We start from the raw sequence: 16179 nt of genomic DNA on the forward strand, positions 1-16179 counted from the left end.
CTTATCGTTTGTCTATAATATTTGTTATTAGATCACCGATGATTTGAATAATAAACACGATGATTAAAATAAACACAGTAGCAACGAAGGTAACATCAGCGTTATTAGACTGATATCCTTCTACGTACGCAAGGTTTCCAAGGCCTCCTGAACCAATGGCTCCGGCAATTGCCGTTGAACCGATTAAAGCGATGGCTGTAACCGTAATGCCAGAAATAAGAGCAGGCATTGATTCCGGAATCAGCACTTTGAAAATAATCGTAGACGTTTTCGCGCCCATTGATTTAGCTGCTTCAATCACACCTTTATCCACCTCACGCAGCGCGATTTCAACAAGGCGCGCGTAAAATGGTGCCGAGCCGATTACCAGCGCCGGCAATGCGGCGTTTGGCCCTAAGATCGTGCCGACTAAAAATTTCGTAAAACCTAATAGTAAAATAATTAAAATAAGGAACGGAATCGATCTGAATATGTTAACAACGGCTGCAATCACTGAGTTGACCGCTTTATTCTGCCAGAGGCTTCCTTTGCTCGTCAGAAAGAGCAGCAAGCCGAGGATGACCCCGATGACAAAAGCAAACAGTAAAGAAATCAGCGTCATATAAAGTGTTTCATATGTCGCGTTCCATAATTCAGTTAAATCAACGTTCGGGAAGTATTTTTCAAACATTCGTGATCACCTCTGCTTTCACCTGTTTGTCATTAATGAATCGGATCACGTTTTGCACTTCTTCCTCGTCCCCGTCAATGTGGATGAACAGTGAACCGTAAGCCCCATCCTTCGTCTGCGAAATTTTCCCTTGCAGAATATTGACGCTGACATTGAAGTTTCTGATCATCTCTGTAATCAGAGGCTGTTCAGCTGACTCACCGACAAATGTGAGCTGAACCATTTTTCCTGATGCTGTATCATCAAGAAGGTGCTGAAGCGTCTCTTTCGTTTCTTCCGGCTCTGTCACCTGTTGAACAAATCGTTTTGTCATTTGTTCCTTTGGATTTTTGAAGACATCGAGAACCTCGCCTTCTTCGACCACCTTGCCGTTTTCCATGACGGCGACTCTGTTGCAGATTTTGCGTATGACATGCATTTCGTGCGTAATCAGCACAATCGTCAAACCGAGTCTTTCATTAATATCGGACAATAGATCCAGAATTGAATCTGTCGTTTGCGGATCTAATGCTGATGTCGCTTCGTCACAAAGAAGAACCTTCGGATTGTTTGCAAGCGCTCTGGCAATTCCGACACGCTGCTTCTGACCGCCGCTCAGCTGGGACGGATAAGATTTTTCTTTTCCTTCTAAACCTACCAGTTTAATCAGTTCATTGGCGCGCTTGATCCGCTCGCTCTTTTTCACCCCGGCAATTTCTAAAGGAAACATGATATTATCTCTGACAGTCCGCGACCAAAGCAAATTGAAATGCTGGAAAATCATACTGATCTCATGGCGTGCTTTTCTTAAACCGCGTCCATTTACTTCATTAATCTTGGTTCCCGCCACTTCCACGGTTCCTGAGGTTGGTTTCTCAAGGCCGTTCAGCAGACGGATTAAGGAACTCTTACCAGCTCCGCTATATCCTATAATTCCAAAAATCTCACCTTTTTTAATGGAAAGCGAGACGTTTTGGACAGCATTGACATCTCCATGTTTCGACTTGTAAACTTTTGAAACATCCTGAAGATTGATCAAAGCAATCACCTGCCTTAACACTATTCTAAGAAATCTTCCGGTTTTTTCTGCAAAAGAAAAGCCTTTCTGCACACTTGAGCAGAAAGGCTTATATAAAATGCCTTTCTCTCATCTTTCAAAGCTGAACGCTTCGTGTGAATTGGCACCATTTCAACAGTGTTGATGGTTGCCGGGCTTCATAGGGCACTTCCCTCCACCTCTCTTGATAAGAGAAATATATAGTCTTTTTCGTCCGGAAATTCTTAATGTAGAATAGCACGGCGAATGATTAAATGTCAATAAAATAAATGATGTCAACTTTTACTATTATAATAATTTATTATTTTTTAATTTTTTAAAATCCTCTGAAAAAATCCATTTGTCAGCCAGAGAATGGCTTCCAGCTTTAACAGGGCCCTGAATGACCCCTTTACTTTGAGGCTTCCGCTCTGAATAAGGTGCTGAAGGGAAATGTCTCCGTGCAATAAATCAATAATTTCCGTTTGGTTTCCGTAAAAGGTCAGGTTGGACGTTTGGGGCGGAGAAACTTTTTTCATTTCTCCCTGTTCGTTTATTGAGACGGTTAAGGCTTCTGCTTCTCCTTGGAAGGTAATGAGCAATGTTGAGGCATTCAAAAGGGGTTTTAAAAACAGATGCTGATACTCATCTTCTAAAACTTCCGCTTTCTCCATATGTACAACCTCCTATTTGTTGGTCATACATACACATTTCTCTCTTTGTCGCAAGAACCCCTTTATAAAACGAACGACAATTTCATTGGATATGCTGAGAAATATGTCATAAATGGGATGCGGAAGATGATTTTTGTTTGATCAGCTCATATAAATAAGAAACGGAATGAAATGCATATCCTCTTTCGACCATCTTTCCGCCTTTAAACAGCAGAAAACAAGGGACGCTTTCAATTTGATACGCTTTTGCGAATGTCGGAGAGTAATTGACATTGTTTTGATAGAAGGCGACATCCGGCAGCATTTCTTTCACCACTGTCAGCATTTTGCTTGCAAGCTGGCAGGTGCCGCAAAACGGAGTATATAAATATAGAAGGTACACATCATCTTCAATGTGATCAAGTTCGTGTTCTTGGAGTTCTTTCATGCTATACACCTCGGGACTTTCTTTCAAGAAAAATAGTATGGACATTCAGATTCGCACGCAGCAATACAGAGGCGACATGGTGCCTGGGCGCAGCCGCTACTTCCTTATAGGCTCTGTCGATATGGAGATGGCAGGCTTCATTAAATTCACGCTTCAGCTGTTTTCTCAATTTCTCACCTGATTCATCAGCATCAACTAATATATAGACGTCTTTATCATAAAGCTCGTCAGCCAATTCCTCGAGCCTCAGCTGGCTGATTGTTCCGTTTGTGCAGATAATGCGCACCGGTTCATTCAGGACGCTTTCGATTTTCTCTTTATCTGATTTCCCCTCGACAATCATAACCTTTTCCAGCTCATCCATCTTCATCTTGTTCACCTGCCGCGTCAAATTTGAAACGTTCAGATTGTAAAAGAAGGCAGTGAAATTCACCGCCAACATTAACACCAGCCGTTTTCGTAGTCACAATCTACATATTTTGCGTCGTCTCCAGAGACCACATCGGCTGTCTTATAAAATTTCTCATTTTCAAAGGAATAACCAGACTTAAGCTCATATTCATTCATGCTTGTCATTTGGCCGATCATCTCATTATCATGATATAACGAGAGCCGGCCATTTTGAAAGCGGCCTGTCACATCATTGGTGACATCGAGCTTTTGTTTGTCGAAAGCCATATTGGACACCTCCCATAACGTTAGCGTGTCCAATTGCTTTTACGGCTATCCTGTTTTAGTCTTCTTGTGTCATCTCTTCGTATTGCTCTGCTGTCATCAGTTTTTCAATTTCAGAAGCGTCAGATGGCTCAACGACGATCATCCATGCTTTTTCGTACGGAGATTCGTTGACGAATTCCGGACTGTCATCAAGATCTTCGTTTACTTCCACAACCGTTCCGTTAATCGGTGCATAAAGCTCAGATACCGTTTTAACGGATTCAACACTGCCGAATGGCTCGTCCGCTTTGATTTCAGCGCCCACTTCAGGAAGTTCGACAAACACGATGTCGCCTAGTTCGGACTGGGCAAAATGCGTAATTCCGATTCTGGCTTTTTCTCCTTCAACTTTTACCCACTCGTGTTCTCCTGAGTAACGCAAATCTTTTGGTATGCTCAATTGAATCCCTCCATTTTTTACAGCACTACAATAAGAAGATACCACACTTTTCAAAAAAAATTTACATTAAGCCCAGTTTTCTTCAAATTGGTCTTCTTTAAATCCGACAGTCACTTTTTCGCCGTCTGTTGTAAGCGGGCGTTTGATCAGCATACCATCTGAAGCCAGCAGTTCGAGCTGTTCGTCCTCTGACATGTGATACAGCTTTTCCTTGAGATTGAGCTCGCGGTATTTCATGCCGCTCGTGTTGAAAAATTTCTTGAGATCCAGCCCGCTTTTTTCATAAAGCGCTTTTAATTCTTCTTTGCTTGGCGGCTGCTCAGCAATATGTATTTCGTTTATTTCTTTCCCATGCTCTTCAAGCCACTTCTTTGCTTTGCGGCACGTTCCGCATTTAGGGTACCAGTAAAAAGTTAACGACATCTTCTTCCCCCTCAATAAAATAATCGAGGTTATTTTAACACAGTTTGTTTTAAAAACCTAAAACAGTGCTTCTTAAAAAAGAGCTCCGCGCATGCGGAGCTCATGGCCAATCAGACAATATATTTCTCAGCCTCAAAAATGCCTGCCGCCGCCTCGCGTTTTTTCTGAATCACGTTTTTAGGCGTTACGCGTGTCAGCTTGCGCAGAGCGGAAAGCATCATGCGGAGTGAATCTCCTTCTTCCATTGCGATAAGGGATTCCTTCGCATGCGCTTCAATTTCGTTAAAGGCCTCTTGAACGAAAATTTCTGTGTACAGCACCTTTTGTGCTGCTTTTTCAGCGCCTTGTGCGGCAATGGCCTTTTCCGTTCTAAGCACGGCTGATTCCATTGCGTATACATTGCTGACGATATCCGCTACGTTCACGAGAATTTCTTGCTCACGATCGATGGCTTTTCCGTATTTTTGCGCGGCTAGGCCGGCAGCAAACAACGCAATTTTTTTGGCTTGCTTGACGATATATTTCTCCTGCTCTAAGACGCCGCTTCCAGGCTCTTCAGGCATAAGCATCATGAGTTCTTCCTGCAGCGACTGCGCTTTTTCGAATAAAGGCAGCTCGCCTTTAAGCGCTTTTTTCAGGAAGGTGCTTGGCACGATTAACCGGTTGATTTCGTTTGTGCCTTCAAAAATCCGATTGATCCTTGAATCCCTATAGGCCCTTTCTACTTCGTACTCCTGCATAAAGCCGTAGCCTCCATGAATCTGCACGCCTTCATCAACGATATAATCAAGCGTTTCAGAGCCGAATACCTTATTCAGAGAGCATTCGATGGCGTATTCCGCAATCGATTTGGCGATTTGCCGGCCGTCCTTGAGATCTTCGGCCGTGAACTGGCTCATATTGTCTTCAAACAGTCCGACGGTTCTGTATACAGAGCTTTCCATCGCATACAGCCTTGAGGCCATTGTCCCGATTTTTTCCTGTGTCAATGAAAAACCAGCAATCGGCGTTTTAAATTGGCGGCGCTGATTTGCGTATGCCGCAGACAGCTCGATGACGCGTTTAGATGCGCCGATTGTGCCAACCGCCAGTTTGTAACGGCCGATGTTTAAAATATTAAAGGCGATGACATGCCCTTTGCCGATTTCTCCGAGCAGGTTTTCCTTTGGCACTTCAGCTTGATCCAGAATGAGGGTTCTTGTCGATGATCCCTTGATTCCCATTTTCTTTTCTTCCGGTCCCGTGGAGACACCCGGGAACTCTTTTTCTACAATAAAGGCTGAAAACTTGTCGCCGTCTATCTTGGCGTAAACCACAAATACATCGGCAAAAGCAGAGTTGGTAATCCACTGTTTTTCCCCTGTTAATACATAATGGGTTCCTGCTTCATTCAGCACAGCTGTTGTTTTTGCTCCAAGTGCATCAGATCCAGAGCCAGGCTCAGTCAGAGCATAAGCGGCGATCTTTTCGCCTGAAGCGAGTCCAGGCAAATATTTTTTCTTTTGTTCTTCTGACCCGAAAAAGACGATCGGCAAGGAACCGATACCGACATGCGCGCCATAAGAAAGAGAAAAGCTTCCCGCACGCGAAAATTTCTCAGTGATGAGTGCCGAGCTGATTTTATCAAGGCCGAGCCCGCCGTATTCTTCCGGCACATCGGCGCCAAGCAGCCCTAGTTCGCCCGCTTTCTTCAACAGTCTGACAGAATGCTCGAATTGATGGTTTTCGATATCATCTATATGAGGGAGAACATCTTGCTCGATATAATCCTCTGTTGTTTTCGCAATCATTTTATGCTCGTCAGTGAAATCCTCCGGTGTATACATTTGATCGTATGTGACATCCTCGATTAAAAATCCGCCGCCTTTTTGTACGTCAGCCGTTTTTTTTGCCATTTGTTTTTCCCCCTTTAGCATAATTCAAATACACCGGCCGCTCCCATCCCGCCGCCGATACACATGGTCACGACTCCAAATTGCTCGTTTCTCCGTTTCATTTCATGGATGAGTGAGAGTGTAAGCTTTGTGCCCGTACAGCCAAGCGGGTGTCCAAGCGCGATTGCGCCCCCGTTGACATTCACTTTTTCTTCATCAATTCCCAATTCCCTGATTACTTGAATGGCCTGTGAGGCAAAAGCTTCATTCAGTTCAAACAAGCCAATGTCCTGCAGCTGAAGTCCGGCAAGCTTCAAAGCGCGCGGAATCGCTTCCACCGGTCCGATTCCCATGACTTCCGGCGGCACGCCGCCTACTGCAAAGGAGCGGAATTTCACAAGCGGCGCCAGGCCAAGAGCATCGGCTTTTTCCCGGTCCATCAGCATGACAGCCGCCGCTCCGTCACTTGTCTGTGAGGAATTGCCCGCAGTCACCGTCCCGTCAACGGAAAAGGCCGGGCGCAATGTCGATAAGATGTCTGCAGTCGTTTGCGGGCGAACACCTTCATCCTGTGAAAACACAAACTGTTTTTCCATAGGCTTATGGTCTTCTCCGATTTCTGTCACCGTCACTTCTACGGGTACAATTTCATCTTTAAATTTTCCTTCTGCAAGGGCTTTAGCAGCGTTTTGGTGGCTGCGAACGGCAAACGCGTCTTGATCCTCACGGGAGACGCCGTATTTTTTCGCGACTTGCTCGGCTGTGTGGCCCATGCTCATATAATATTCCGGTGCCTTTTCTGCCAAAGCAAGGTTCGGACGGGTAACATGCCCCATCATCGGAACTTGCGACATGGATTCTGCTCCGCCGGCGATCGCTGTATCGTAGGCGCCCAGCATAATTTTTTCTGCTGCATATGCAATAGACTGAAGGCCTGAAGAGCAATAACGGTTAACTGTAATCGCCGGAACCGTGTACGGCAGGCCCGCGAGCGCACCGATATTTCTCGCCATATTAAGCCCCTGCTCCGCTTCAGGCGTTGCACAGCCAATAATCAAATCGTCAATATTGCCTTCGTAGCCGCCTGCCCGTTTCAGCGTCTCTTTTACACAAATCGCTCCCAAATCATCCGGGCGAACGGTGGCCAACGATCCTTTTTTTGCTTTTCCAACCGGTGTTCTTGCACCTGACACAATGACTGCCTCTTTCATAAGCTCCCTCCTAATTCCGTAAAGGTTTACCTTTCACAAGCATATGCTGCATTCTCGCTTGAGATTTTGCCTCTCCTGCCAAACTCAAAAACGCTTCTCTTTCGATCTCCAATAAATACTCTTCATCAACCTCTGTACCAAACGGCACTTTTCCGCCCGCAATGACATAAGCGAGTTTTTTCGCGATCTTGAAATCATGCTCAGATATATAGCCGGACAGCTTCATCTGCTCAGCGCCAAGCAAGAGTGCCGCATAACCGGTTTCTCCCGGCACCTTGACCTTTTCTTTTACAGGCGGCCGCCAGCCGGTATCGTATAAAGATGCGGCCAGCTGCTTCGCATCGTATAACAGGTGGTCTTGATTCACGCTGATCTGATCCGTTTCTTTTAAGATGTTCATCTCACGAGCCTCTTGAGCGGAAGCGGACACTTTCGCCATCGCAATCGTTTCAAATGTTTTCATTGCCGCATTCATCGGATCAAGGCCACGGCGTAGATGATTGATGTACAGCTCTTTGTTTCCCCCTCCGCCAGGGATGAGGCCGACACCTGATTCAACAAGGCCCATATAGGCTTCGCTTGCCGCTTGAGTACGCGCCGCAGGCAGGCATACTTCCGTTCCTCCGCCGAGCGTCATGCCAAATGGCGCGGCGACGACCGGTTTCGCACTGTATTTGATCTTCATCATCGTCTCCTGAAAACGGCGGATCACAAAATCAACTTCCAAAAAGTTGTCATCTTGGACTTCCATTAAGATCATGGCGAGATTCGCGCCGACGCAGAAATTTTTCCCTTGATTGCCGATGACAAGCCCCTTGTAATTCCGTTCTGTTTCCTCTAATCCTTTGTGGATCATTTGAATGATATCAAGGCCGATCGCATTGCTTTTCGAATGAAATTCAAGAAGGGCCACATCATCTCCAAGGTCAATTAAGCTTGCTCCGCTGTTTTTCGCAATCACGCCTTTTGTTTCTTTAAGTGCTTGTAAATGAATTCGTTTTTTGTTTTCTTTCACAGCTCTGTATTCGCCGCGGTCATAATAAAATACCGTTCCGTTCTCTTTGATGTAGAAGGTTTCATTTCCTTTGTCCAGCATCTCTTTTATCCAGCCAGGCATATCTGCTCCAAGCTGCTCAAGCTTTTCCGCTGACTGCTTGAGGCCGATGGCGTCCCACATCTCAAAAGGTCCCAGTTCCCAGCCGAATCCCCACTTCATGGCTTGGTCAATCGCATGAATATCATCGGCAATCTCGCCAAGCAGCTCGGCTGAGTAAAGCAGGGTTTGAGATGTGATATTCCACAGCAATCGGCCGGCTCTGTCATCCGAATAAATAAGCGCTTTCATTTTGGCTTTTGTCCCTTTTGCCTGTTTTGCCGCTTCAAGTGCCGGTGTTTTCATTTTTGTCCGCTCGCCGTAAGTAAGCGTCACTGGGTCAAGCTCATAAATCGTTTTTCCTTCTTTTTTATAAAAGCCTTGGCCGGCCTTACTTCCGATCCACCCTTTTTCCAGCATATCGTTCATGAAGCTTGGAAGGCGAAACACTTCTTTTTCATCGCCATCAGCTTTGTCATACACATTTCGGGCAACGTGGGCGAATGTATCGAGACCGACCACATCAAGCGTTCTAAAGGTAGCGCTTTTCGGCCTGCCGATCAGCGGTCCTGTGATCGAATCAACCTCCCCGACCTGATAGCCGCCTTTCAGCATTTCTTGGACTGTCACGAGAAGCCCGTACGTCCCGATGCGGTTTGCGATAAAGTTCGGTGTGTCCTTTGCTGTAACAACACCTTTCCCGAGGACATTTTCTCCGAAAGCTGTCATAAACTTTAAAATATCAGGATCCGTTTCCTTAATCGGAATGATCTCCAGCAGCTTTAAATAGCGTGCGGGATTAAAAAAATGCGTTCCGAGAAAATGGGCTTTAAAATCATCCGACCGGCCTTCAGCCATTTCCTGCACTGATATGCCGGATGTGTTGCTTGAGACGATGCTTCCAGTCTTTCGATGTTCATCCACAAGAGCGAAAATTTTCTTTTTGACTTCAAGGTTTTCGACAACGACCTCAATAATCCAATCTGCTTCTTTCAGTTTTTCTGCATCATCCTCCAGATTGCCCGGTGTAATATAGGAGGTATTTTTCGCTGATGTGAGGGGAGCGGGCTTTTGTTTCAGCAGTTTTTTCACCGCCTGCCGGCTCAGCCTGCTGCGCACCTCCGGACTGTCCTTCGTCAGCCCCCTTTTTTCCTCTTCCTTTGTCAAATCGTTCGGCACAATATCTAGCAGCAGGACAGGTATTCCGATGTTAGCCAAATGCGCCGCAATCCCGGAGCCCATTACCCCCGATCCTAAAACGGCTGCCTTTCGAATGTGTTTGTGCATGAGATATCCCCCTTGAACATTGAATGAATAGTCATTCATTTTTTGACCAAAAAAAATGAAACCCGTTTCTTCTTTCATCTTAAAAGATTTCCGGTTCGACTTCAATAGCTAATTTGTTATTTTTTTGTATGAAGCCTATAAAAGTCGGGCAACTTAAGCCCGGAGGTGAAGGGAATGGTACGAGAGAAAAAAAATCCGTCTTCAGCGGCAGTCAGCGCGGCGAGCGTAAAGGGAGATGCCGGTCCGAGTCAGCATTACGGCGGCGGAAAACGGACAAGTCAAAATCAGCAGTATAAAAAACATAACATGGAACAATCATAATGCAGCTGCTTCCCGCGGCTGCTTTCACTTTTTCAAAATTCCTTTTAACACAAACGCTGCATTGGCAGGCCGCTCGGCAATTCTTCTCATAAAGTAGCTGAACCAGTCCGTTCCATATGGGACATACACACGCATTCTGTAGCCTTCCTTGGCGAGTTCCTTCTGACGCTCCGGCCTGATGCCGTATAGCATTTGAAACTCAAATTGCGACGCGGGGATTTGATGTTCGGTGACAAGCTGTTTCGTAAATGCAATGATGTCATCGTCATGTGTGGCGACAGCCGTGTAGTTCCCGCTTAACAACTGCAGCTTTATTAAGCTCTGAAAATGAAGGTCCGTTCCTCTTTTGTCGGGAAACGCTACAGCCGCAGATTCTTTATAAGCGCCTTTTACAAGTCTGAGATTCGGCTTTAAGTCCCGCATCTTTCTGATATCTTCTGCCGCCCGGTACAGATACGCCTGAATGACCGTGCCGAGCTTCTCAAATTCCTGTTTGCATTGCCTGTAAATAGAAAGTGTCTGTTCATAATGAGAATAGTCTTCCATATCAATGGTCACAGCAACATCATATTGCTTCGCAACGGAAAGAATGGCGCGCAAATGAGTAAGAGCAAGTTCTTCTGAAAGATCGAGCCCGATTGAGGTCAGCTTAAGCGAAAGCTCTGAATCCAATTGATGTTCGGCAATGGCTTGAATGGCTTTCTTGCATTCCTCTGCGACTTGGTTTGCTTCTTTTTCCGAAGCTGCATACTCGCCTAAATAATCAATTGTTGCACACAAACCGGATCTGTTTAGCCTTTTGACGGTCTTAACCGCCGATTCAATCGTATCCCCTGCGACAAACCTTCGTGCTCCAAGCCGCGTTCCGTATGCTTTTGCGAACTTGGTAAGTGTTTTATTTTGAGATAAGAATAAAAACACATGTCTCAACATCCGACTCCCTCCCGCCGTCATCTTCAAAACACCTGTATATAACTCCCAGTCTGAAGGAAACTATAAAATGAACAGAAACCAAAGGAGGATCACAATGGATAATCAGCAGCAATCTCAAATGCCGCCTTCCGTTATTTCGACAAAGGATCATTTGTATCTCAATGACATGCTGAACTGGAATTTGCTCGCGATGAAGAAAGCGCATTTCATGGCGCAGCAGTGCCAGGATCAAACGTTAAAGCAAGAACTCGACCGCGTCGGACACATGCATCATGATCACTATCAAAGAATATTAAAGCACCTGCAGCCAGGCCAGCAGCAGTCCGGCTACATCCAATAAGGAGGCGCCAGAATGAATCAGCAAAATCAAAAAATCAGCAACCCGCAGACACCTGTACCGACAACATCGGAAATGAATGACAGAGATTTCGTCAACGAATTGCTGACAACCGAAAAATACATGACAACAGCTTATTGTACTGCCTTGCACGAATTCAGCCACGAGTCTCTTTATCAGGATATTCAATCCATTTTTGATGAGTCACAAAAAGCGCAAAGAAAACTATATGATCTCATGTTCCAATATGGATGGTATTCTGTTGAAGCGGAGGATGCACAAAAGCTGCAGCAGTCCTATCAAAAATTCCAGCAGACCATTCAGCAGCAGTCTCCTTATCAGCAATAACAATATCAGTAAAAAGGATACGATGTTCTTTCGGGCATCTATCCTTTTTTTGTGTAAAATCAGTTGACTTTTCATTTACGCTTATTTATATTTAATAAGCATTAACTATTTTGTCATCAAAATATATATACAGTGTATGTAACAGAGGGGAAATGAATATGAAGAGTGCGGATCAGTTAATGTCCGATATTCAATTATCGCTTCAGGCGCTCTTTCAAAAGATACAGCCTGAAATGCTGGAAAGCATGGAAAAACAAGGTGTCACCCCAGCGCAGCTGTTTGTGCTGGCCAGCCTAAAGAAACACGGCAGCCTCAAAATTTCTGAAATTGCCGAGCGTATGGAGGTAAAGCCAAGCGCGGTGACGCTGATGGCAGATCGCCTTGAACAAAAAAATCTTATCGCCAGAACACACAACACAAAAGACAGGCGAGTGATTGATCTCAGTCTTACTGACGAAGGAGACAGAAAGTTCGAGGAGGTTTTGGCAGGCAGAAAGGCCATTATGGCGCGCTATCTTTCCTTTTTGACGGAGGAGGAGATGCTGCAGGCGGCGCATATTACAGCAAAGCTCGCACAAGCAGCAGAAACGGATGAAAAGCAAAACATGAAAAGAGGAAACGGATGAAAATGAGTAAAGAAGGCAAACAATCAAAACGAACGTTATTAATAACAGGCTTAATTATTGCCATGTTTTTTTCAGCCCTTGACGGTACCATTGTCGGAACGGCCATGCCGAAAATTGTCGGTGATCTGGGCGGTTTGAGCATGATGACCTGGCTGACAACTGCATATTTGTTAACATCAACAACCATTGTTCCAATTGCCGGTAAACTGGCTGATTTATTGGGACGCCGCATTGTCTATGTATCAGGTTTGATTATTTTTATGGCCGCTTCTGCTTTGTGCGGAATGGCCAACAACATGACGGAATTGATTATCTTCCGTGGACTGCAGGGCATCGGCGGAGGCATCATGATGCCGATGGCGATGATTGTCATCGGTGACTTGTTCACAGGAAAACAGCGTGCTAAATTCCAAGGTGTCTTTGGCGCAATTTACGGGCTGGCTTCAGTGATTGGGCCGCAAATCGGCGGCTGGATTGTAGACTCGTTAAACTGGAAATGGGTTTTCTATATTAACCTGCCAGTCGGAATTATTGCGGTTATTTTTATTGCCAGGGGATTACAGGGACGCCAGCAGACTGGTCCGATCAACTTCGATATCGCTGGTATTTTCACAATGATTGTCGGTGTGGTCAGCCTCCTGCTCGCCTTAAGCTTTGGCGGAAAAGATTATGCATGGGATTCATGGCAGATTCTTGGGTTGTTCGCTCTCGCACTGATCGGCATTGTCAGCTTTATCATCGTAGAATCAAAAGCAAAAGAGCCAATCCTGCCAATGTATTTATTTAAAAACAGAACATTTACATTTCTAAACTTGATCGGCTTCTTTATGAGTATCGGTATGTTTGGCGCCATTACGTTTGTTCCTTTCTTTATGCAGGGAATTGTCGGTGTAAGTGCGTCTGAATCGGGTACAATTATGACACCGATGATGATTTCTATGATTATCACAAGTATCATCGGCGGACAGCTTGTTTATAAAATTGGGATTAAACCGCAAATCATTACAGGCATGCTGGTTATGGCCGGCGGATTCCTGCTGTTAACGACATTGGATCTCGACACGAGCAAGCTTGTCGCTACATCTTTTATGGCGATTATTGGTCTGGGAATGGGTCTTGTTATGCCGATTCTGACATTGGCTTTACAGGAAAGCTTTTCGAAGGAGGAGCTTGGAGTTGTCACTTCATCCAGCCAATTCTTCCGTTCTATCGGCGGAACATTCGGCATTACCATGCTGGGAGCCGTAATGAATGCGAGATCAGGAAATCTATTAACAGATAAATTGGTTCCATATTTAGACTCTCTTCCGGCACAGGCAAGCTCGTTTGCCGCCCAGCTAAAGGGTATGATTGATACAAATCCGCAAGGGCTGCTGCAATCACTGTTCAGTCCGGACGCGGTCAAACAAATCCCTGCGGCTTTCTCATCCCATATTGTGCCGATTTTAAAAACATCGTTGATGGATTCGCTTCACAGCGTGTTTTATACGGGCCTGATCTTTATCGCAGTCGGAGCCGTATTCACCTTGTTTTTAAAACCTATCAAGCTATCAAATAAGAAAACGGAAGACCAACAAGAAAAAGAGAAGGCGGCAAAAGCCGTTGAATCACCTTCCCATTAATAGAGCACCCCGCGGGTATCAATCCGCGGGGTTTTTTATTCAATCATCTGGGCTCTTCCATTTCCGAAAGACCAATCCTCAGCCTGATTTCCGGCCAGCATGATAAACACATCTTCTTTTCTGACGCCAAGCTCGGAATGAATCCGGCTCGCGATTGAGCGGTAAAGTGCTTTTTTCTGTTCAGTTGTTCTTGACTGTTTCAGTGTAAAATGAATGTATATCAGTTCATCAGTTCGCTCGACTTGGAGATAAAATGGATCATAAAAAAATTCGCTTTTTTCATATTGTCTGATGACTTGGAAATAGTCATCTTCCGGCACATTGATTTCTTCAATCATCGATTGGTGGACAGTCCTGCTCAGTTTTTGAAGCCACGCTTCGCTTCTTCCCGACCGTAAATGAATCTGTACAAATGGCATCTCCCTGCATCCCTTTCTTTACAGCGTCTGTCCGCTGTCAATTGTGATAATTTGGCCTGTGAGTGATTCCTGTTCAATTAGTGAACAAATCAATTTGGCAACATCATCTGGTTCAGCAATACACTGCAGCGGCAAAGAGCCGATCATGCTTTTCATTTTTTCTTCCCGGCCGGCCCACCATCTCGTTGCCACAGCTCCTGGTGCTACACCGCTCACTCTGATTTCAGGCGCTAAGGCGTGGGCCAATGATTTCGTTAAACCGTGCACCGCTGATTTTGATACTGCGTAAGGCATAGATGAGCCGGCACCAGTTACCCCTGCGATGCTGCCGACGTTTACGATCGCCCCGGCCTTGCTTTTCTTCATGAACGGAACCACTGCCCGCGCGCAGAAAAACATCCCTTTCACATTGACGGCATACAGCTCATCCCATATGTCTTCTGTCGCAGCCTCAAGATCATCCATTGGAATATGCCGTGTAATGCTGGCATTGTTGACTAAAATATCAACCGTGCCGTGTGTGCTCACGATTGCTTGAATCATATCCTGCACGTCGCTGTTTTTGGATACATCTGCTTGGATGGCGAAGGCTTGCCCGCCAGCTTTTTGAATCATTTCCACTGTTTCCTCCGCTTCTGATTGCGAGCGTGAATAATTCACCGCCACAATCGCCCCGCGCTTTGCCAATTCCATACTGGCTGCTTTTCCGATTCCTGTGCCGCCCCCCGTTACGAGAGCTATTTTGTTCAAGACATTCATTGCCGCCACTCCTTGCTGTTGACTAAAGTATATTTCTGATTCCATTGTAATCCAGCTTTGATGTTGCGTATAATGATTGTTAAAGATACTAGATATCACTTAGATTGATAGCAAACGAACGGAGGAGTTCAAAATGGAAAGCGGAGATTTACGTGTGTTTCAAATGGTAGCCCGTGAAGGAACCATTACGAAAGCAGCCCTGCAGCTTGGCTATGTACAATCGAATGTCACGGCCAGAATTCAGCAATTGGAAGCTGAGCTGGGTACCACACTGTTTTTGCGCCATAATCGGGGCATGACACTTTCTGCAAGCGGAAAATTGCTGCTGGATTACGCAAATAAAATTATCGGCCTGCTTGATGAAGCGTCTAAAGCGCTCTCATCCTCCGCAGAACCAAGCGGGCCGCTTATGATCGGCTCCACTCAGACAACCGCCGCGGTAAGGCTTCCAAAGCTCCTGGCATCTTATTATGAAGAACATCCAAACGTCCAGCTGTCTTTAACAACAGGACATACGCAATTTCTCCTTGATAAAGTTCTTCGTTATGAATTGGATGGCGCGTTTATCGGATGCGAATGCCATCATCCTGAGCTCGAATCCTATCCTGCGTTTGAGGAAGAACCAGTAGTTGTTTCGGCTGCCTCCGTGCCCGATGTTGAGGAAGCCATCACAAAGCCGATTCTCGTTTACAGCACAGGCTGTTCGTATCGAGAAACACTTGAAAAATGGCTGCGTTCCGTCGGTGTCACACAGCCGGTCATTATGGAATTTGGGACGCTTGAAGCAATTATCGGCGGGGTTACAGCAGGTCTTGGCATCTCGCTGCTGCCAAGAACGGTTGTGCAGAAACATGAAGCAGAAGGATCAATTCGATTGTACCCGCTGCCTGAAGCGCTCAGCCAGATGAAAACAGAGTTTATTGTTCGAAAAGATTCGTTTATCAGCAGCGCGCTGAGAACCTTTATGGATTCCTTTACGCCAGATAAAACGGCTGAATCACAAAAAAGCAGTCTGCTATAATG

At 45.5% G+C, this 16179-nt stretch carries 20 protein-coding genes and 1 riboswitch; of the genes, 6 read left to right on the top strand and 14 right to left on the bottom strand.

The window, feature by feature from the left end:
* Window position 1: 1 nt before the first annotated feature.
* The 11 genes from metP to bslm_RS16100 all read right to left on the bottom strand — a co-directional run bounded on the left by metP (window position 2) and on the right by bslm_RS16100 (window position 9791).
* The gene (gene metP / locus bslm_RS16050) at window positions 2-670 is read right to left on the bottom strand and encodes a methionine ABC transporter permease MetP (RefSeq protein WP_003228593.1); all 669 of its coding nucleotides are present in this window, start codon (window positions 668-670) and stop codon (window positions 2-4) included.
* Window positions 663-1688, bottom strand: coding sequence for a methionine ABC transporter ATP-binding protein MetN (gene metN / locus bslm_RS16055; RefSeq protein WP_003242531.1), 1026 nt, complete (start codon window positions 1686-1688; stop codon window positions 663-665). The genes metP and metN overlap by 8 nt, the downstream gene beginning before the upstream one ends.
* 105 nt (window positions 1689-1793) lie before the next feature.
* A riboswitch (SAM riboswitch) is annotated at window positions 1794-1900 on the bottom strand.
* Between the two features lie 114 nt (window positions 1901-2014).
* On the bottom strand, window positions 2015-2359 hold the full coding sequence (locus bslm_RS16060) for an SCP2 sterol-binding domain-containing protein (protein ID WP_003228587.1): 345 nt from the start codon (window positions 2357-2359) through the stop codon (window positions 2015-2017).
* A gap of 106 nt (window positions 2360-2465) precedes the next feature.
* A complete protein-coding gene (locus bslm_RS16065) occupies window positions 2466-2786 on the bottom strand; it encodes a thioredoxin family protein (protein ID WP_003228585.1) in 321 nt (106 codons plus the stop codon).
* Between the two features lies 1 nt (window position 2787).
* Window positions 2788-3150 (bottom strand): toprim domain-containing protein, encoded by a 363-nt coding sequence (locus tag bslm_RS16070; RefSeq protein ID WP_015483668.1) that lies wholly within the window; start codon window positions 3148-3150, stop codon window positions 2788-2790.
* A gap of 77 nt (window positions 3151-3227) precedes the next feature.
* Window positions 3228-3464, bottom strand: a complete 237-nt coding sequence (locus bslm_RS16075) for a YusG family protein (protein ID WP_003228581.1) — start codon at window positions 3462-3464, stop codon at window positions 3228-3230.
* A gap of 55 nt (window positions 3465-3519) precedes the next feature.
* Window positions 3520-3903: a glycine cleavage system protein GcvH gene (gene gcvH, locus bslm_RS16080; RefSeq protein ID WP_003222781.1), complete on the bottom strand. Its 384-nt coding sequence runs from the start codon at window positions 3901-3903 to the stop codon at window positions 3520-3522.
* 66 nt (window positions 3904-3969) lie between these two features.
* Window positions 3970-4326 (bottom strand): arsenate reductase family protein, encoded by a 357-nt coding sequence (locus bslm_RS16085; RefSeq protein WP_003222779.1) that lies wholly within the window; start codon window positions 4324-4326, stop codon window positions 3970-3972.
* Between the two features lie 110 nt (window positions 4327-4436).
* A complete protein-coding gene (gene fadE, locus bslm_RS16090) occupies window positions 4437-6221 on the bottom strand; it encodes an acyl-CoA dehydrogenase FadE (RefSeq protein WP_046381310.1) in 1785 nt (594 codons plus the stop codon).
* Between the two features lie 14 nt (window positions 6222-6235).
* Window positions 6236-7411: an acetyl-CoA C-acetyltransferase gene (locus tag bslm_RS16095; RefSeq protein WP_003228574.1), complete on the bottom strand. Its 1176-nt coding sequence runs from the start codon at window positions 7409-7411 to the stop codon at window positions 6236-6238.
* Window positions 7412-7421: 10 nt separating this feature from the next.
* Window positions 7422-9791, bottom strand: coding sequence for a 3-hydroxyacyl-CoA dehydrogenase/enoyl-CoA hydratase family protein (locus tag bslm_RS16100; RefSeq protein ID WP_044052668.1), 2370 nt, complete (start codon window positions 9789-9791; stop codon window positions 7422-7424).
* Window positions 9792-9965: 174 nt separating this feature from the next.
* Between bslm_RS16100 and bslm_RS21060 the strand changes: the two genes are divergently transcribed.
* Entirely contained in the window at window positions 9966-10112 is a 147-nt protein-coding gene (locus tag bslm_RS21060) for a YuzL family protein (protein ID WP_042974692.1), read from the top strand.
* A gap of 24 nt (window positions 10113-10136) precedes the next feature.
* Here bslm_RS21060 and bslm_RS16105 read toward each other — a convergent pair whose 3' ends face one another.
* The gene (locus tag bslm_RS16105; protein WP_046381311.1) at window positions 10137-11045 is read right to left on the bottom strand and encodes a proline dehydrogenase family protein; all 909 of its coding nucleotides are present in this window, start codon (window positions 11043-11045) and stop codon (window positions 10137-10139) included.
* 94 nt (window positions 11046-11139) lie between these two features.
* On the opposite strand from bslm_RS16105, the gene bslm_RS16110 reads away from it, so the two are divergent.
* From bslm_RS16110 to mdtP, 4 genes are all read left to right on the top strand, one after another.
* Entirely contained in the window at window positions 11140-11385 is a 246-nt protein-coding gene (locus bslm_RS16110; protein WP_003228567.1) for a hypothetical protein, read from the top strand.
* A 12-nt stretch (window positions 11386-11397) separates the two neighbouring features.
* A complete protein-coding gene (locus bslm_RS16115; RefSeq protein WP_003222766.1) occupies window positions 11398-11730 on the top strand; it encodes a spore coat protein in 333 nt (110 codons plus the stop codon).
* A gap of 158 nt (window positions 11731-11888) precedes the next feature.
* Window positions 11889-12356, top strand: a complete 468-nt coding sequence (gene mdtR / locus bslm_RS16120) for a MarR family transcriptional regulator MdtR (protein WP_014480800.1) — start codon at window positions 11889-11891, stop codon at window positions 12354-12356.
* Entirely contained in the window at window positions 12353-13978 is a 1626-nt protein-coding gene (mdtP, locus tag bslm_RS16125; protein ID WP_015384597.1) for a multidrug efflux MFS transporter MdtP, read from the top strand. Before mdtR ends, mdtP begins: the two co-directional genes overlap by 4 nt.
* A 35-nt stretch (window positions 13979-14013) precedes the next feature.
* On the opposite strand, the gene bslm_RS16130 is transcribed toward mdtP, so the two are convergent.
* Window positions 14014-14397 carry a tautomerase family protein gene (locus tag bslm_RS16130; protein WP_015251261.1) on the bottom strand — a complete coding sequence of 128 codons (384 nt, stop codon included), beginning with the start codon at window positions 14395-14397 and terminating at the stop codon, window positions 14014-14016.
* Between the two features lie 18 nt (window positions 14398-14415).
* On the bottom strand, window positions 14416-15156 hold the full coding sequence (locus bslm_RS16135; protein ID WP_033884687.1) for an SDR family NAD(P)-dependent oxidoreductase: 741 nt from the start codon (window positions 15154-15156) through the stop codon (window positions 14416-14418).
* 133 nt (window positions 15157-15289) lie between these two features.
* On the opposite strand from bslm_RS16135, the gene bslm_RS16140 reads away from it, so the two are divergent.
* A complete protein-coding gene (locus bslm_RS16140) occupies window positions 15290-16177 on the top strand; it encodes a LysR family transcriptional regulator (protein ID WP_015714676.1) in 888 nt (295 codons plus the stop codon).
* Window positions 16178-16179: the final 2 nt, after the last annotated feature.

The organism is Bacillus sp. LM 4-2 (assembly GCF_000978495.1).
Classification (GTDB): Bacteria; Bacillota; Bacilli; order Bacillales; family Bacillaceae; genus Bacillus; species Bacillus subtilis.

Excerpts from the sequence above, each read along its gene's own strand:
- metP (WP_003228593.1), bottom strand. The coding sequence starts at position 670 with ATGTTTGAAAAATACTTCCCGAACGTTGATTTAACTGAATTATGGAAC.
- bslm_RS16060 (WP_003228587.1), bottom strand. The coding sequence starts at position 2,359 with ATGGAGAAAGCGGAAGTTTTAGAAGATGAGTATCAGCATCTGTTTTTA.
- bslm_RS16065 (WP_003228585.1), bottom strand. The coding sequence starts at position 2,786 with ATGAAAGAACTCCAAGAACACGAACTTGATCACATTGAAGATGATGTG.
- bslm_RS16070 (WP_015483668.1), bottom strand. The coding sequence starts at position 3,150 with ATGGATGAGCTGGAAAAGGTTATGATTGTCGAGGGGAAATCAGATAAA.
- bslm_RS16075 (WP_003228581.1), bottom strand. The coding sequence starts at position 3,464 with ATGGCTTTCGACAAACAAAAGCTCGATGTCACCAATGATGTGACAGGC.
- bslm_RS16085 (WP_003222779.1), bottom strand. The coding sequence starts at position 4,326 with ATGTCGTTAACTTTTTACTGGTACCCTAAATGCGGAACGTGCCGCAAA.
- fadE (WP_046381310.1), bottom strand. The coding sequence starts at position 6,221 with ATGGCAAAAAAAACGGCTGACGTACAAAAAGGCGGCGGATTTTTAATC.
- bslm_RS16095 (WP_003228574.1), bottom strand. The coding sequence starts at position 7,411 with ATGAAAGAGGCAGTCATTGTGTCAGGTGCAAGAACACCGGTTGGAAAA.
- bslm_RS16100 (WP_044052668.1), bottom strand. The coding sequence starts at position 9,791 with ATGCACAAACACATTCGAAAGGCAGCCGTTTTAGGATCGGGGGTAATG.
- bslm_RS21060 (WP_042974692.1), top strand. The coding sequence starts at position 9,966 with ATGGTACGAGAGAAAAAAAATCCGTCTTCAGCGGCAGTCAGCGCGGCG.
- bslm_RS16105 (WP_046381311.1), bottom strand. The coding sequence starts at position 11,045 with ATGTTGAGACATGTGTTTTTATTCTTATCTCAAAATAAAACACTTACC.
- bslm_RS16110 (WP_003228567.1), top strand. The coding sequence starts at position 11,140 with ATGGATAATCAGCAGCAATCTCAAATGCCGCCTTCCGTTATTTCGACA.
- bslm_RS16115 (WP_003222766.1), top strand. The coding sequence starts at position 11,398 with ATGAATCAGCAAAATCAAAAAATCAGCAACCCGCAGACACCTGTACCG.
- mdtR (WP_014480800.1), top strand. The coding sequence starts at position 11,889 with ATGAAGAGTGCGGATCAGTTAATGTCCGATATTCAATTATCGCTTCAG.
- mdtP (WP_015384597.1), top strand. The coding sequence starts at position 12,353 with ATGAAAATGAGTAAAGAAGGCAAACAATCAAAACGAACGTTATTAATA.
- bslm_RS16130 (WP_015251261.1), bottom strand. The coding sequence starts at position 14,397 with ATGCCATTTGTACAGATTCATTTACGGTCGGGAAGAAGCGAAGCGTGG.
- bslm_RS16135 (WP_033884687.1), bottom strand. The coding sequence starts at position 15,156 with ATGAATGTCTTGAACAAAATAGCTCTCGTAACGGGGGGCGGCACAGGA.
- bslm_RS16140 (WP_015714676.1), top strand. The coding sequence starts at position 15,290 with ATGGAAAGCGGAGATTTACGTGTGTTTCAAATGGTAGCCCGTGAAGGA.